This is a genomic window from Rhodanobacter aciditrophus (assembly GCF_042679525.1).
In the GTDB taxonomy this organism is placed as follows: domain Bacteria; phylum Pseudomonadota; class Gammaproteobacteria; order Pseudomonadales; family Marinomonadaceae; genus Marinomonas; species Marinomonas aciditrophus.
In genome coordinates, this window is sequence record NZ_JBHTMN010000004.1 from 151,749 (window position 1) to 167,956 (window position 16,208).

15 protein-coding genes are annotated in these 16,208 nt (G+C 49.4%); 5 read left to right on the plus strand and 10 right to left on the minus strand.

The window, feature by feature from the left end; genetic code table 11:
* Nucleotides 1-46: 46 nt before the first annotated feature.
* Both glpK and ACFQ45_RS03435 read left to right on the plus strand, forming a co-directional pair.
* Entirely contained in the window at nucleotides 47-1,531 is a 1,485-nt protein-coding gene (gene glpK / locus ACFQ45_RS03430) for a glycerol kinase GlpK (protein ID WP_377365357.1), read from the plus strand.
* A 204-nt stretch (nucleotides 1,532-1,735) separates the two neighbouring features.
* Nucleotides 1,736-2,032 carry an antibiotic biosynthesis monooxygenase family protein gene (locus ACFQ45_RS03435; protein WP_377365359.1) on the plus strand — a complete coding sequence of 99 codons (297 nt, stop codon included), beginning with the start codon at nucleotides 1,736-1,738 and terminating at the stop codon, nucleotides 2,030-2,032.
* Nucleotides 2,033-2,040: 8 nt separating this feature from the next.
* Here the strand turns inward: ACFQ45_RS03435 and ACFQ45_RS03440 are convergent, their stop codons facing one another.
* Nucleotides 2,041-2,946, minus strand: coding sequence for a LysR family transcriptional regulator (locus ACFQ45_RS03440; RefSeq protein ID WP_377365361.1), 906 nt, complete (start codon nucleotides 2,944-2,946; stop codon nucleotides 2,041-2,043).
* Nucleotides 2,947-3,063: 117 nt separating this feature from the next.
* Here ACFQ45_RS03440 and ACFQ45_RS03445 point away from each other — a divergent pair, with 117 nt between their 5' ends.
* On the plus strand, nucleotides 3,064-3,960 hold the full coding sequence (locus ACFQ45_RS03445) for a DMT family transporter (RefSeq protein ID WP_377365363.1): 897 nt from the start codon (nucleotides 3,064-3,066) through the stop codon (nucleotides 3,958-3,960).
* A gap of 89 nt (nucleotides 3,961-4,049) precedes the next feature.
* Here the strand turns inward: ACFQ45_RS03445 and ACFQ45_RS03450 are convergent, their stop codons facing one another.
* From ACFQ45_RS03450 to ACFQ45_RS03475, 6 genes are all read right to left on the minus strand, one after another.
* A complete protein-coding gene (locus ACFQ45_RS03450) occupies nucleotides 4,050-5,768 on the minus strand; it encodes an ABC transporter substrate-binding protein (RefSeq protein ID WP_377365364.1) in 1,719 nt (572 codons plus the stop codon).
* 68 nt (nucleotides 5,769-5,836) lie between these two features.
* A complete protein-coding gene (locus ACFQ45_RS03455) occupies nucleotides 5,837-6,109 on the minus strand; it encodes a DUF2160 domain-containing protein (RefSeq protein WP_377365366.1) in 273 nt (90 codons plus the stop codon).
* Nucleotides 6,110-6,120: 11 nt separating this feature from the next.
* Nucleotides 6,121-7,047 (minus strand): carbohydrate ABC transporter permease, encoded by a 927-nt coding sequence (locus ACFQ45_RS03460; RefSeq protein ID WP_452600441.1) that lies wholly within the window; start codon nucleotides 7,045-7,047, stop codon nucleotides 6,121-6,123.
* Nucleotides 7,048-7,056: 9 nt separating this feature from the next.
* Entirely contained in the window at nucleotides 7,057-7,923 is an 867-nt protein-coding gene (locus ACFQ45_RS03465) for a carbohydrate ABC transporter permease (protein WP_377365368.1), read from the minus strand.
* Nucleotides 7,916-9,016: an ABC transporter ATP-binding protein gene (locus tag ACFQ45_RS03470; protein WP_377365370.1), complete on the minus strand. Its 1,101-nt coding sequence runs from the start codon at nucleotides 9,014-9,016 to the stop codon at nucleotides 7,916-7,918. The genes ACFQ45_RS03465 and ACFQ45_RS03470 overlap by 8 nt, the downstream gene beginning before the upstream one ends.
* Nucleotide 9,017: 1 nt before the next feature.
* Nucleotides 9,018-10,106: an ABC transporter ATP-binding protein gene (locus ACFQ45_RS03475; protein ID WP_377365372.1), complete on the minus strand. Its 1,089-nt coding sequence runs from the start codon at nucleotides 10,104-10,106 to the stop codon at nucleotides 9,018-9,020.
* Nucleotides 10,107-10,522: 416 nt separating this feature from the next.
* Here ACFQ45_RS03475 and ACFQ45_RS03480 point away from each other — a divergent pair, with 416 nt between their 5' ends.
* Both ACFQ45_RS03480 and ACFQ45_RS03485 read left to right on the plus strand, forming a co-directional pair.
* Nucleotides 10,523-12,472, plus strand: coding sequence for a sigma-54-dependent Fis family transcriptional regulator (locus ACFQ45_RS03480; RefSeq protein WP_377365374.1), 1,950 nt, complete (start codon nucleotides 10,523-10,525; stop codon nucleotides 12,470-12,472).
* Between the two features lie 73 nt (nucleotides 12,473-12,545).
* Nucleotides 12,546-13,100, plus strand: coding sequence for a DUF7482 domain-containing protein (locus tag ACFQ45_RS03485; protein ID WP_377365376.1), 555 nt, complete (start codon nucleotides 12,546-12,548; stop codon nucleotides 13,098-13,100).
* 19 nt (nucleotides 13,101-13,119) lie between these two features.
* Here ACFQ45_RS03485 and ACFQ45_RS03490 read toward each other — a convergent pair whose 3' ends face one another.
* The 3 genes from ACFQ45_RS03490 to ACFQ45_RS03500 all read right to left on the minus strand — a co-directional run bounded on the left by ACFQ45_RS03490 (nucleotide 13,120) and on the right by ACFQ45_RS03500 (nucleotide 16,159).
* A complete protein-coding gene (locus ACFQ45_RS03490) occupies nucleotides 13,120-14,100 on the minus strand; it encodes a TauD/TfdA family dioxygenase (protein ID WP_377365378.1) in 981 nt (326 codons plus the stop codon).
* 189 nt (nucleotides 14,101-14,289) lie between these two features.
* A complete protein-coding gene (locus ACFQ45_RS03495; RefSeq protein WP_377365380.1) occupies nucleotides 14,290-15,414 on the minus strand; it encodes a Gfo/Idh/MocA family protein in 1,125 nt (374 codons plus the stop codon).
* Between the two features lie 28 nt (nucleotides 15,415-15,442).
* Nucleotides 15,443-16,159 (minus strand): GntR family transcriptional regulator, encoded by a 717-nt coding sequence (locus ACFQ45_RS03500; protein WP_377365382.1) that lies wholly within the window; start codon nucleotides 16,157-16,159, stop codon nucleotides 15,443-15,445.
* Nucleotides 16,160-16,208: the final 49 nt, after the last annotated feature.

Below are 16,208 nucleotides of genomic sequence, written 5' to 3' on the forward strand. Positions count from 1 at the left end.
CGATTTTGGTTCATTGGATGGGTGACACTGATAAGAGAATCCTTCCATGAGTCAGTATCTACTTGCAATTGACCAAGGCACCACCAGTAGCCGTGCTATCCTGTTTGATACCCAAGGCACTCGAGTGGGGCAAGCCCAGCAAGAATTTCCGCAGATCTTTCCTAATGACGGCTGGGTAGAGCATAACCCTGATGATCTCTGGTCAACAACGTTAACCGTTTGTCAAAACGTGTTGAAGGATACAGGCATCGATGCCAGCGCGGTAGCCTCAATCGGCATTACAAATCAGCGCGAAACCACCATTCTTTGGGATACCGAAACCGGTCAGCCCGTTTATAACGCCATTGTATGGCAAGATCGCCGTACCAGTGAATACTGCCAATCTTTAGTGGAAGCAGGGCACAGTGAATCAGTGCAAGCCAAAACAGGCCTTTTAATTGACCCTTATTTTTCTGCTACCAAGATTCGCTGGATTTTGGAAAACGTGGAAGGTGTGCGCGAACGAGCCCAACAAGGCCATATTGCTTTCGGTACAGTGGACAGCTATTTACTTTGGCAACTCACCAGCGGGCGTTACCATCGCACGGATGCGACTAACGCAGCACGCACCATGGCGTTTAATATTCATACGCAAAATTGGGACGACGAACTCATTGAGTTGCTGGGCATTGGGGATGTGATCTTTCCTCAAGTCATGGATTCCAGTGATGATTTTGGGGTGATCGATGAACAGTGGTTGGGCGCGGCGATTCCGGTTAATGGCATTGCTGGAGATCAACAAGCGGCGTTAGTAGGACAGGCCTGTTTTACACCTGGCATGGTGAAAAGCACCTATGGTACTGGCTGTTTCTTGATCCTTAATACCGGCGATCAAGCCCTGAAATCAGAACATAAAATGCTGACAACTGTTGGCTACCGTATCAACGGTAAAGTGACCTATGCCTTAGAAGGCAGTATTTTCGTTGCTGGTGCCGCGATTCAATGGTTACGAGATGGCTTGAAGCTGTTTGCGGATGCCTCAGAAACCCAAAGCCTTGCCCAGCGCGCATTAAATGCGGATACGGTTTACTTGGTGCCCGCGTTCACGGGGTTGGGGGCGCCTTATTGGGACCCTGATGCTCGGGGAGCCATGATAGGTTTGACCCGAGATACCAGTGCCTCTGACATCGTCAGTGCGGGGTTGCGCTCCGTGTGTTACCAAACTAAAGATCTTGTGGATGCCATGGCCCAAGACGGAGCCGACTTTGCCACCTTACGTGTGGACGGTGGCATGGTGGTGAACGATCTGGTGGTGCAATTCTTAAGTGATTTGCTTGGTATCACGGTGGAGCGTCCGAAGGTCACAGAAACCACTGCCCTAGGGGTGGCCTTCTTGGCAGGCTTAAAAGTCGGTATTTATGAATCCTTAGAGCAAATCAGTGAGCTTTGGCAGTCTGAACATCAGTTTACCCCTGATATGGATGGGGACAATCGTACTAAGTTGTACGACGGTTGGTTGGATGCGGTCCGTCGAGTGCGCACAACGCTGTAATCATCGAATATGGTATTCGACGAAAGTAAGGGGGCTTTGGCCTCCTTTTTTCGTTATGGTAGTGAGTATGACCTTGGGGGTGGGCTACAGTTTGCTACACAATCCCCCAATACTGGTCACAAACTCTCGAGATGGCTTGGGATATACTCGCCATATTAGGCTGACAAACCGATTTAAATTGACGGGAAAGATAAGGAAAAGAAGATGATTCGAGTGGTGTATGAATGGCAGGTAAGCCCAGAAAATTTACAAGAGTTTTGTGAGGCATGGCGTGAGACAACCCACATTGTGCGTGAGACTTATCCCGGTGCCCACGGCAGCTGTTTGCTGGAAGACGAAGCAAAAGCCAGCCACTTTCTGGCCATTGCCCGCTGGAATTCTAAAGAAGAATGGCGCGACTTTTGGTCAACAGACAATCCGCCAGAAGTCATCCGCATGAGCACCCTAGGGGAGTTGGTGTCGGTTAAAATCTTTGACGAGATTGGTGATCACACTTCTTAAATACCCCATTAGCCCGCTTGTGCAGGCTGAGTGCTTAGCTCAGCCTGCACAAATTTAATAAAGCGCCGTATGGCAGCAGGTACAAACCTCGACTGGCTATGCTGGGCGTACACGTCCCCATGATAACTCCCTTGATAAACCCAATCGGTCAGCATCGGCACCAATTGCCCAGCAGCAATGGCCTCTGCTACGACAAATTCTGGAAACACGGAAATCCCTAGGCCTTCTGTCACCGCAGCCAAGCGGATCTCGGAATGATTGCTGGCGAAGAACCCTTGAGTGCGCACCTGTTCTAGTTCTCCTTCTTTGGCAAAGTACCAGCAGTGGTCATCACTGCGTTCTCCTAAGGCTATGCAAGGATGATCCAGTAAATCTTGAGGGTGGCAGGGCTGAATGCGATCAGCCAAATAATTGGGAGTCGTACACACCACCTGATTCACATGACCTACCTTATGAGCCACCAAGTTCTCAATCGGGGAGTCGGTCACATGAAAGACAATATCGACGTCGCCACTGGTGGGATCGATTAGGTTATCCGAGGCAGTTAGTTGGATGCGAAGCTTGGGGTGCAGCGCCATAAATCGAAACACCAAGGGCGTCATGATGTGCTTACAAAAAGCCTTTGGAGCCGCCACTCGCAGCACGCCTTTTAACTCATCCTGTTCGCTTTGAGTGGAAGACACGGCCGCTTTGGCGGCATCCATCATGGACACGGCTTGTTCATGTACCACACGCCCAGCAGATGTGAGCGCTAAGGTTCGAGTGGTGCGCTCAAGTAATTTTGCGCCTAACTCTTCTTCCAGCTTTGAAATGGAGCGACTAATGGATGATGGAGGCAAACCAATGCGTCTTGCAGCCGCGGAAAAGCTGCCTGTCTCAATAACAGTCACCAATATGCCCAATTCAGGAAGCACTCTTAATAGTCTATTTATGTTCATTTGATATAAGTGATGTGCCAATTATCTGTATTAATGTTCTGAAGGTTACAAATTAGACTCCTCCAGGTCAAAGTTATTGTTGGAGAAACAGATATGATCACGGGAGCAGCGACTCATCAGGCGGGTAGAGGTTGGACAGAGGTAATGCTTTTGCTGGTGGCTATTGTATGGGGCACCAGTTATGGCTTAACCAAAGACGTCTTAGTGTACGTGGGAGTGTTTTCGTTTATAGCCTTGCGTTTTGGATTGACGTCTTTGTTTCTATTGCCTCAAGTTTTGGCAGATTTTCGCGCCGGTAAAAACCGCGAGTGGTATCGGGCGCTGCCTACAGGTGCGGTGTTGGCAATTATTTTTGCCTGCGAGGTGAATGGGATTGCCAACACCAGTGCCACCCATGCTGCGATCTTGATTAGTCTGTCGATGATCTTAACGGCTTTATTGGAAAGCCTATTAAATCGTGCTGCTGTGCCATTGTTTCTCTGGAGCATGGGGATTCTCAGTGTATTGGGAGTGGTCTTGTTGAGCACTAAACAGGGCTTTGATTTGACCCTAAACCTAGGGGATTGGTTGATTTTAGGGGCAGCCCTAGGACGTGCGGTGATGGTGACTCTGACCAAGACCTTGACCCAAGGGCGTGCCATCACACTGTTTAGCCTCACGGCGATTCAGTCGTTAGTGGTGACCTTGGTGGCGATCACTGTGGCGTTTCAATTAGGTGAGCAGGTGTCAGATAGCGCCTTGCTGACGACGGAGTTTTGGCTGATTACCTTGTATCTGGTGGTGATGTGTACTCTGTTTGCCTTATTTGCGCAAAACATGGCATTAAGCCGAACCTCTCCTACTCGGGTGGCTTTGCTCATGGGCAGCGAGCCTTTGTTTGGGGCTTTGTTCGCCATGCTGTGGCTGGGGGAGAGTTTGTCCTTAGTGCAATGGTTGGGGGCTTTGCTGATTATTGTCAGTGTGATGTGCGTCTCCATCCAACGTAAGTAGTGCTTACTTGTTGCGGGATAAAAACCGGGCAAAAAAAGACCGGCTAAAAAGCCGGTCAAGAACCTAGAGGGTGATCATAAACGGGACGATTATTCCCAAGAACGAATCAGTTCATCGTAATCAACGGTTTTACCCTGAACTTTTTCGTTAGCAAGCTTCGCTTTTGGCGCGCCTGGCTGGCTCAACCAGTAAGACTCGTCGCGAGGCTCGTTTAGCTTAGGCCCACAGTTATCGTGGACGCGGGCACGCTCAAGACGGTTTAGAACTTTGTCTTGTGCTTCCGCAAGGCCATTCAAGGCTTCTTGTGGTGTGGCTTCACCACTGGCTGCCTGAGAAATGTACTGCCACCAAAGCTGAGCAAGTTTTGGGTAATCCGGAACGTTGATACCCGTTGGAGACCATTGCTCACGAGCTGGCCCCTTGTAGAATTCAACTAAGCCGCCTAGGAATGGCGCGGCTTCTTGCATCTCCGGAGAGTTGATATCGGACTCACGGATAGGCGTTAGCCCCACCAGAGTTTTCTTCAATGACACCGTTTTTGCTGTGGTGAACTGAGCGTACAACCAAGCAGCGTTACGGCGATCCTCTGGCGTAGAGTTCATGAAGGTCCATGCACCCACGTCTTGGTAACCCAGTTTCATGCCTTCTTCCCAGTATGGTCCACGTGGAGAAGGCGCCATACGCCATTTCGGCGTGCCGTCTTCGTTGACCACAGGCAAACCTTTTTGCGTCATGTCTGCCGTGAAGGCGGTGTACCAGAAGATCTGCTGAGCCACACTGCCTTGAGCAGGGACAGGGCCAGATTCTGAGAAGGTCATGCCTTGGGCTTCTGGTGGCGCGTACTGGCGTAGCCAATCCACGTATTTAGTGGTCGCGTAAACCGCTGCTGGGCCATTGGTGGCACCACCACGTGCGACACTGGAACCCACAGGGTTACAGCCTTCTACACGGATACCCCATTCGTCCACTGGTAGACCGTTTGGAAGACCTTTATCCCCCGCGCCTGCCATAGAGAACCAAGCATCGGTGAAGCGCCAGCCAAGGGATGGGTCTTTTTTACCGTAATCCATGTGACCGTAGACTTTCTCTCCATCGATTTCGCCCACGTGCTTAGTAAAGAACTCTGCGATGTCTTCGTAGGCAGACCAGTTGACTGGCACACCTAGCTCGTATCCGTAGATGTCTTTAAATTGCTGTTTCAGCTCTGGACGCTGGAACCAGTCATAGCGGAACCAGTAAAGGTTGGCAAACTGCTGGGTTGGCAACTGGTAGAGTTTGCCATCTGGTCCAGAGGTGAAGTTCAAACCGATGAAGTCCCCTAGGTCTAAAGTCGGAGACTTAAGAGATGGCTCTTCGTTCATCATGTCTGTAATGGGTACGACTTTACCGTAACGGAAGTGAGTACCAATCAAGTCAGAGTCATTCACGTAGGCATCGTAGATGTTACGGCCAGACTGCATCTGCGTTTGCAGTTTTTCGACCACATCACCTTCTTGGATCAGGTCATGGTTAACCTTGATGCCAGTGATTTCATAAAAGGCTTTCGCGAGCACCTGAGATTCGTATTTGTGGGTGGTCAGCGTCTCAGAAGCGACGTTGATCTCCATCCCACGAAAACGTTCAGCGGCTTTTGTAAACCACGCAAGCTCCTTGATTCGCTCTGCTTCTGAGAGCGTTGAAACTGTGAATTCGCTGTCAACCCACTTCTGAGCGGCATCTGAATATTGGTCAGCCCATAGATTTGCCGAATTCAACGCAACGGCAAATGGGATGGCAGCTAAAACGAGTTTCTTTTTATTGTTGTACATGTTTTACCTCAACAGTTAATGATTGTTGTTTTGCTTCCATGCAAAGTCGTCCTTGTCTTTCACGCTCATTAGCCCCAGCGCATCAGGATCATCATCCAGAACACGCAGAGCACGGTTGCAACGTAGAGCGAGATTTCGCTCAACGCCACAAAACCTAAATGGATAAAGGCACTGGTTAACAAACCAATGAAGAGTCGATCTCCACGGGTGGTGTCGATGGGCAAAAAGCCCTTGCGTTCAACACTGGGAGACACGGTTTGCCATACGGTCATTGCGACTAAAATCAGCGCAATACCCGCAAAAAATGCGGCGGTAGGCAGAGTCCAAGACATCCAAGCCATGATTCTTCTCCTTACACTCGGCCTAGGGCGAAGCCCTTAGCCACATGGTTACGAACAAAGTAGATCACCAAAATGCCCGGTACTATGGTCAGTACACCGGCTGCGGCGAGCAGCCCCCAGTCCATCCCTGAGGCGGACACGGTACGGGTCATGATGGCGCCGATAGGCTTGGCATCTACCGAAGTCAGTGTGCGTGCGAGAAGCAACTCCACCCAAGAGAACATGAAGCAGAAGAAAGCCGTCACACCTATCCCTGAGCGAATCAAAGGTAGAAAGATGCGCACAAAGAATTTCGGGAACGAGTAGCCGTCAATATAAGCCGTCTCATCGATTTCTCTTGGCACGCCACTCATAAAGCCTTCCAAAATCCAAACGGCTAGGGGGACGTTAAAGAGACAGTGGGCAAGGGCGACCGCGATGTGCGTATCAAACAAGCCAACGGACGAATACAGCTGAAAAAACGGCAGCAAGAACACCGCTGGGGGAGCCATACGATTAGAGAGCAACCAGAAGAACATATGCTTGTCGCCGACAAACTTGTAGCGGCTAAAGGCATAGGCAGCTGGCAGTGCCACCAACAAGCTGATCACCATGTTCATGGATACGTAAATAATTGAGTTCACGTAGCCCATGTACCAAGTGGGGTCGCCAAAAATCTTGGCGTAGTTCTCCAACGTGAAATCCTGTGGAAAGAAGGACAAGCCCCCAAGGATTTCGGTATTGGTTTTGAACGACATATTGATCAGCCAATAAATCGGCATCAGTAGCAGCACCAAGTACAAGGTAATGCCAATGCGTCCACGCCATAGGGCATGTTTCGCCTTGCGCTCCGCGTGGCTAAACACTGGAGCTTGGGGGGCACTATGGGTGTAGCTGGCTTCAGCAATAGGTTCGTTTGCTTGAGCTTTATGACGGGTCAATGCAGCGTTATCTGACATGATCGCCTCCTACTTGTCTTTTTGCATGTGCATGATGGTTGTGTAGAACACCCAACACACGAGAAGAATGATTAAGAAGTACACCAGCGAGAACGCCGCCGCAGGGCCTAAGTCAAACTGACCGATGGCTTGCTGTACCAAGGACTGACTCAAGAAGGTCGTCGAAGTACCAGGGCCGCCACCCGTGAGCACAAAGGGCTCGGTGTAAATCATGAAGGAGTCCATAAAGCGCAACAGCACAGCGATGATGAGTACGTTGGTCAGCTTAGGTAGCTGGATGTAGCGGAATACCGCCCAACGGGATGCCTTATCAATGCGAGCTGCTTGGTAGTACACCTCAGGGATGGCGCGCAGACCGGAGTAACACAGCAGAGCCACCAGTGGCGTCCAGTGCCATACATCCATTAGCACTACGGTTAGCCAAGCATGCATAGGCTCAGAGGCGTAGTTGTAGTTGATCCCGAGCTTGGCCATCATGGCACCAAATAAACCAATGTCCGCACGGCCAAAGATCTGCCAAATGGTGCCGACTACGTTCCATGGGATCAGCAATGGAATCGCCACTAGGATCAGGGACAAGGACGCGCCGCGGCCTTTGGTTGGCATCATCAGCGCGATACCAATACCCAGCGGAATCTCAATCGCCAAGATGGTGAAAGAGAAGATGAACTGGCGTACTAAGGCGTCGTGCAGGCGGGTGTCCGTCATGACTTGTTTGAACCATTCAGTCCCCACGAAATAGCGGGTGTAAGGATCAAAGATGTCCTGTACCGAGTAATTCACAACCGTCATTAACGGGATGATCGCGGAGAAGGCAACGATCAAGAAGACGGGCATCACCAGCCACCAAGCTTTGTTGTTTTCCACCTTATTCATAATCGACCTCCACCAAAAATTCATCCACGTAGATCTTGGTCCACTGCTCAGGGAAGCTTACATAGGCTTTGCCCTGGGGGACTTTTTGATCTTCGCTTAAGCGAGCTTTCATCTTTACGCCAGCAAAGTTGAATGTGAGGATCTTGTAGGTGCCAAGATCTTCTACAAACTCCACATCCACGAGAAAGGCGTCATCGTTTGCACCGTCCCAAACGTGAACAAACTCAGGACGAATGCCGACTTTTACATGGGTGGCTTCCATATCGTTTAAGCGCTTTTGCAGCTCAGGGTGAAGGGGAAGCGAGTGGTCACCGAATTCCAACAAAGCGTCGCTGACTTTGGCTTCGATAAAGTTCATACCTGGAGAACCAATGAAGTACCCCACAAAAGTGTGTGCTGGGTGTTCAAACAGCTCACGTGGCGTACCAAATTGAACAATCTGGCCCTCATACATGACGGCGATCTTGTCGGCAAAGGTTGATGCTTCGAGCTGGTCGTGGGTCACATACACCATGGTGATATTGAACTGCTCATGGATCTGCTTCAGCTTACGGCGCAGCTTCCATTTCAACTGTGGGTCAATCACGGTGAGGGGTTCGTCAAACAAGATGGCTGACACATCGTCACGGACTAGACCGCGCCCCATGGAAACCTTTTGTTTTTGGTCTGCGGATAAGCCTTTGGCTTTGCGTTTTAGCTGATCCGTTAGCTCAAGGATCTCGGCCACTTCGTAGACTTTGGAGCGAATCTTATGCTCTGGCACACCAATGTTGCGTAGAGGGAAAGCGAGATTGTCGTACACCGTCATGGTGTCGTACACCACTGGGAACTGAAACACCTGAGCGATGTTACGCTCTTCAGGTTTTAGCTCATTCACCCGTTTGCCATCAAACAATACTTCCCCGTCAGAAGGCTCAAGCAATCCAGAAATGATGTTCAGCAGGGTGGATTTACCACAACCGGACGGACCGAGCAGTGCGTAGGCGCCTCCTTGGTGCCAGATGTGCTGCATCTGGCGGATGGCATAGTCTTCCGGCTTGCTTGGGTTGTCGCTGTAAGTGTGCGCCAAAGCGTTTAAGGTAATCTCAGCCATCTTATCGACCTCCTAAGCCAGCCGGTGCATGGACAAGGTGACCCGCTTCATTGAAGGCGTACAACTTGTGGGTAGGGAAATACACCTTGATCTGCTGATCCACGTGGTACTCATGTACACCAGATAAATGCAGCACCAAATCAAAGTGGGGGTTGTGTACGTGTAAGAAGGTTTCGGAGCCACTGATCTCAGCAATGTCCACTTGAACAGGCAGTTCAAGGTCGTCATCGGAATGGGGGACTAAGCCAATATGAGAAGCTCGTACACCAAAGCGGTAGTTACCTGGCTCAAGGGGACGAAGGTCACTGTTGAGCTGGAAATGTACCGTATCATCAAAGGTGACTTCAGTATCGCTCACGCGCCCAGGTACCACGTTGATCGGTGGCTCAGAGAACATCTCAGCAGTAATGATGTCCTTTGGACGATGGTACACCTCAGCGGTTTCGCCGAATTGCAGTAGCTTGCCCTCATGAAGTACCGCCGTATTACCCGCAAGGGCCAAGGCTTCATTAGGCTCAGTGGTGGCGTACACAGCGATGCAGTTACGAGCTTTAAATAGGGCGCGTAACTCTTGGCGTAACTCTTCCCGTAATTTGTAGTCGAGGTTAACTAGAGGCTCATCAAAAAGAATGATTTGGGAGTCTTTTACCAAAGCACGTGCCATGGCGGTACGTTGTTGCTGACCACCCGAAAGCTGCAGTGGTAAGCGGTCTAGGTAGCTGTCGATACGCAGCATTTCTGCGGTTTCGCGAACCCGCTTATCAATGTCTTGTTTGGACATCTTAGCCAGTCGCAAAGGGGATGCGATGTTGTCGTACACCGTCATGTTGGGGTAATTGATGAACTGTTGATACACCATAGAAATATTACGTTCACGCACTGGTACACCAGTGACATCGACGTTATTCATCATGATGGATCCACTTGTCGGGCGATCCAGCCCCGCCATAAGGCGCATCAGTGTTGTCTTACCGGAGAGCGTTCGACCCAGCAGCACATTAAATGAGCCTGGCTCTAACGTCAGATTGACATTATCAATCCACGTTTCTCCGTCGACAACGCGGGACACGTTGTTGAGCGTCAGTGACATTGTAATTAACCCTTTGTTGTTGTTATGGCCGCCACAATGAAGCGGTTTCTTAAAGCGATGTTTCGTGTCCATTGCGGCAGTGATTGGCTTGTCGCTTTTCGCAAATGAACACACATCAAGAGTGTTGCTAAGGACTATTCAAAGGGCGTGCCAAAATTATTTAAACTTAATTAAATGCTATAGGTGTTTGAAATTTATGAATTTTATTATGTTTGTGTCAGGTTTTTTGGAATTGTTCATTTGTGAACAAGAGTGTTCATTTTCGTGTAAAGTGTTCGCCTGATCAGTGTTTTGAACAGTCGGCAACCTGATGCATGTTGTTTTTAAATATGATCGGTTATTTACATTGACCTGACGGTTAGTGCACCGCAAAATAACAATCGGCTTGTCGCTCCTGAAACCGTTCCGGAGCTCAAATGACAGAAAAAAAACAAGAAGAAAAGGGTGACGACGAGGCAATGCTTAGGCCCAACGTCAACTTAACGGACGACGAACACAAACAACAAATCGAAGCGTCATGGTATCGCTGTGAGCAATTTGGATTGGAGCATTCTACCGAGCCTAACTTTGCTACCTTACCCACGGGTGAGTTGAAAGATCTTCGTGACCAGCATCGGGATCTGTTGGAAACAACAGAAAACGAGATCATTCCCTACTATGAGAACATCCTCAGTAATTCCGCGTGCATGATTGTTTTGGCTGATCGCCAAGGCCACGTGCTGAATACTTGGGGACAGAAGCGTTTTGGCCGTGGCCAATACCATGGTCTGGTAGAAGGCAACCAATGGACAGAGCAGGGCGTGGGCACAAATGCCATAGGGACGGCCCTGATCAGTGGCCGTGCGATCCAAGTGGGACGAGACGAGCACTACCTGCGCGCCAATCGTTACATGGTGGGTTCTGCTTCTCCTATTTATGACACCGGCAATGAGTTGCTGGGGGTATTGGATATTTCCTCCGACGCATATCTTCCTCAAGATCATACTTTAGGCATGGTGAAACTCATGTCTTTAAGTGTGGAGAATCGCCTGATTTTCGCCGCCTTCCAACAGGACCATTTCATACTGAGTTTTAACACCAACCTTACCAGTCTCGACAGTCATTGGTCTGGCTTATTGGTGTTGGACGACCGTGGCACCATTATCTCCGCCAACCGACGAGCGGAAGTGGTTTTGGCCCGAGATTTGTCCCTGTTAAATGTGTCACAAATCTTTGATTGCGATATGCGCGAGATTAAAAACCAACCTTTGCATATGCCTATGAAGACTCGGGCGCTGGGGCGATATCAGTTTTACATGAAAGTGCTGCCACCAGTGACCCATGTAATGAAGGTTCCGGATTACCGCCGTGACAGTGCTTACCAAGCACCGCCTAAAGTCATTGGGGCTGAAAAGCCCATGCCTACTGAGATCCCAAGTAACGTCATTCCTTTAGAAGAGTTAGAGCATGGGGATGAGCGTGTGCGGCGTATGGTGAAGCAGGCCCATAAAATCATGGAAAAGGACATCCCTATCTTGATCCATGGGGAAACTGGTGCCGGTAAAGAAATCTTTGTGCGCAGTTTGCATTACCACAGCTCGCGACATAAAGAGATGCTGGTGGCGGTAAACTGTGCTGCCATCCCAGCAGAGTTAGTAGAGTCTGAGCTATTTGGTTATGAAAAAGGGGCGTTTACGGGGGCGCAAACAAAGGGCTCTATTGGCCTCATTCGTCGAGCCCACAAGGGGACGTTATTTCTGGATGAAATCGGTGAAATGCCCCTAGCAGTGCAATCCCGATTATTGCGTGTGTTGCAGGAGCGTGTCGTCACGCCTCTTGGCTCCACAGAAGTGTATCCGGTGGATGTGAAGTTGATTTCAGCCACCAATCGTCATCTAAAAGACGAGGTTAACGAAGGCACTTTTAGACAAGATCTCTACTATCGTATTTCAGGGCTTAACGTTGAGCTGCCGTCTCTACGAGATCGACAGGACAAGCGTAAACTCATTGCCTATGTACACGAACGGTTGCGCAAGGAAGAGCCTGGTCCACCCTTATCAGACTCTATGCTGGACCTGTTAGTCTCTCATCCTTGGCCGGGTAACATGCGTCAATTGATGCATGTACTGAAAGTCGGGATGGCTATGGCGGATGAAGAAGAGCTGGAAGATTGGCATTTGCCCGATGATTTCTTTGACGATCTTAAGTTACAAACTGAAGTAGAGAGTGAGTTAGGAGGGAAGGCCACTTCTCTGCCAAAAGACGAGTTAGAGGAGGTGATTGTGCGCTTGCTTGAGGAATACCAAGGGAATGTTTCTCGCACCGCAAAAGCAGCAGGGGTGAGTCGTAACACCGTCTATAAATATGTGCGTCAACGGGCGGATTAAAATTTCACTCAACCTCAGCTCACGAATAGCCTATGATTAACAAGTGTTAACAATCACGCAAGTAGGGAAAGAGATGAAGGCATTTCATTATGTGCTGCTGGTTATAAGTGTGTTTGGTCTGAGCGCCTGTTCAAGTTTAGACAAGCATCCTGAGTATTCATTACCCATGTTGTCGGCTTGGTATAACGGTCAAATGGTCAACTATGTGACCACTGACGTATCCGATGCGGACATGGCCCGTGAAATGGGGGCGAACTATGCGCCAAGATTGCGAGATGCCATTCCGGAGTACCCTAAGCCACCGAGACAAAAAACCGTGCTTGAGCGTGTGTACGGATTTCCCGGGGGTGAGCAACCTAACAACGTGTTTGGCTCGGCTCCGTCACCAGTGGGTTACAACAGCACTGACGAGCAATATTCCCCAGTCTGGCACATGTATTGGGTGAAGTGGGTGGACCCTAGTCAGGCAAAAGTGTTGACCTCTGAGGAGGCAATTCTGGATGCGGAAGAGCTTGGTTTGGTGACAATTGAACGAACAGATATTGTGGTGAACTGCCCGATAGTCTCTTCCCCAGATAAAATAGAAGGAACACCGAGCACGGCGTTCCTTTTCTGGAGTTTTAGCTAACCTGGCCTGAAACTAGGGGTTATTTGAAAGAGATAGACGCTAAGATTCGGCGTTCACCTTCAAACGGTTGACGTGCATGCAACACCGTATGGTTGTTGATCCATAGTACGTCACCTGCCTGCCATTTAAAGTTCACACATAGCTCATCCATAGCGGTTACCAGTTGCTCTAACGCTGTGGCGTCCATGGGCTCACCATCTGCCGTGGTGACGGCTTTTTCCCCTTGGTTACGGGCATCATTCCAACCTGTGAACACAGCGACAATGGAGTTAAAGAAGGTTTTTTGCTGGGTTTCGTCATCAAACCGAATACCCGGTAGCACACGTGTTTCGGTGCGAACATCGCCATTTTCTAACCATTCCCAATTCATGCCCGCTTCGCGCATTTTCTCTTCAGCGTCTTCACGAGTAGTCACATGAAAGGTGTCTTTCCAAGAGCGACCAATGGCAGAAGTATTGTCCGTCACTTCTGGCATCACGCGTACATAGCGAACCCCTTGTTCTTCAACTTTTTTGGCAAAGTCTGGAGCAATCTCAAAGAACTTTTTGCAAATCTCACCCGAGTGAAGAATGGAGGTTGCGCCCCCTTTGGCTGCTGAGGTTTCGCAATAAAAGAAGATATAGCCTGGAGGAGTGGGGACTTGTGCCATCTCGTGGTGGAACGGAATCTTTTCTGATGCAGGTGACTCGTTAGCTGTGACAATGCGAGAGGCGGTTACTTGTGCGCGGGGAGCCGCGCCACCTACGTAGGGCATGTTTTGGTAATTTGTTTGATCAAGCATCTTCTCGAATTCGTCCGAGTTTTCAACTGGAAAACCACGGAAAAGCACAGCGCCGTGTTTGATCAACAGATCATGAAGCTCAGCTTTGTTGCCCTCAACCCAGTTGAAAAACTCCATTTTATTGCTTTGAACGTCCGAGTTGTGAGGCGTCACTAGCAATGGAAAATCCAACCCATTTACTTGTTTTTGTTCTTCTAGTTTGGAAATTACCACACTCATATTTACTCCCGATTTGGTCATCGTGTTGTTAGGGATTCATTCAATGATATGAATCAATAGTGAATGAATTAAAATAACTCTAATCACGTTCCTCTAAAAAGTAAATCAATAGTGAATGAATTTTTTGTAAGAAACGCCCTGTTCATTCATTAGCTATTGATTTACTTAGTTTTATTTTCTGAAATTAATTTACGCGAAAGCGTAACCAGAATCCGTGATTGTGACCGCTTGGCCCGTTTGTGCAGAATGTTGTGCGGCTAAACCGATGACCACCGCTTTCAAGCCATCTTCCACTGTGACGTCCACTGGAGCATTTTCAGTAATGGCTTTGAAGAAGCCGAGGTGTTGGTAAAAGGTTGAACCATTGTGGTCGCCCGCATCCAATAGGGCAGGGTCGACTGGAATGTCAGATTCAATCGGGCCTTTAGGATCGCGAGGGCTAAGGACTACTTTTGGAATCGGCGCAGCCCCTAGGGTTTCTGTTGGCCAGAAGCGTCCTGGACCTGGGACAAAACACTCAAGCTTGGCTTGCGGACCGATGGCGCAGATTTCTTCTTGGTAACGGGACCCTTCTGCAAACATGTTGAGATCCAAGCAGGCACGCTGACCGTTTTCAAAATCCACCACCACAAAGGCGTTGTCTATGATGTCTGGGGTTTCACCGTCGTAGCGCTCTTCTAGATGATTGCAGTCTTGCCCAGTGGAAGCGTACACACGTTTGACTTCGCCTTGCATCAACAGGCGCATTAGGTCGAAGAAGTGGCAACATTTTTCCACTAAGGTACCACCGGTTTGATGATTGAAACGGTTCCAATCATTCACCTTCTCTAGGAATGGGAAACGGTGCTCACGGATGTTTAGCATTTTTAACGGGCCAATGTCTCCATCCAACAGTTGCTTGCGGAACTGAGCCACTGGAGGCATGTAACGGTATTCCATAGCGACCCAAACTGGCGCTGGGTGCTTGGCCGCGGCCTCTCGGATTTGCGCTACTTGCGCGATATCGCTGACCACTGGTTTTTCCACCAAGATCGGCAAAGTGGTGCGCTCAAATAACGCTAGCAGTTGATCCGCATGTTGGTAATTGGGGGTAGCGATGACGAGGGCTTCAAGGCCGAGATCGGCGTCCAGCATGTCCTCTAATGTGTCGAAAAACTGTGCGTTAGGGACGAGCTCTGCGCAGCGTTTTTGCATGTCTTGATTGGGTTCGGTGATCGCGACGACCTGTGCGCCATCGATCAAAGCCAAGTTTCTGAGGTGTTCTTGCCCCATCATTCCGCAGCCTAGGATGCCATATCGAACGGAATTACCCATTTTTCTAACCTCTTGTTTTTATTAAATGTTAGTGCCATCGGGCAACGTAACGACACTTGGCTGGGTCATACCATGTAAACGAAAACTCTTCGATTATGCCTTCGTTTGACCAACTTCTACGATGCACCTTTGGCATTGTTGTGTCTGGAGCGAGCTCCAGATTGTCCGTCACCCACTGAGGTGCGGGGGCACAGTCCACTTCGTCTTCCACTCGGCTGATCCAAAAGGAAAAGTGATCCCGATAGTGGAGGTAAAGTGACTCGTGCAAATCCTTAGGTTTGAGAGTTGGTGCATGGGCGTGCTTAAACCAAATCTGTTCCATAGCGACCAGTTCGCGATTGAGATAGCGTGCCCGTTTGATACACCAAAGCTTACCATCGGCTTCGACGTTTAACTGGCGCTTCACAAACTCGTCGTCATCAACCGTGATTGACAAAATATCAGCGGTGGGGACGCCACCACCTTCCAAGGTTTCCAAATGGAAAAACTGGTAGATGGCACGACCGCCGGGGGCGCGTTTAACATAGTTGCCTGAGCCTTGGCGGCGCTCCAAAAAACCATCTTCTTCAAGCTTTTTTAAGGCCTTACGAAGGGTACCAATGGCAACGCCTAACTTGGCTGCTAGTTCGGCTTCTATGGGTAATCGATCTCCCGGTAACCAATGTCCCGCTGCAATCTCGCGATTCAGTAATTCGCTAATTTGGATGTAGAGCGGTAGCTGTTTTGTCTTGTTTTTCTTTTCCACTTTTTCACCTAATCCTGCGCAATATGTATCCCTATCTTACAAGTCAAAC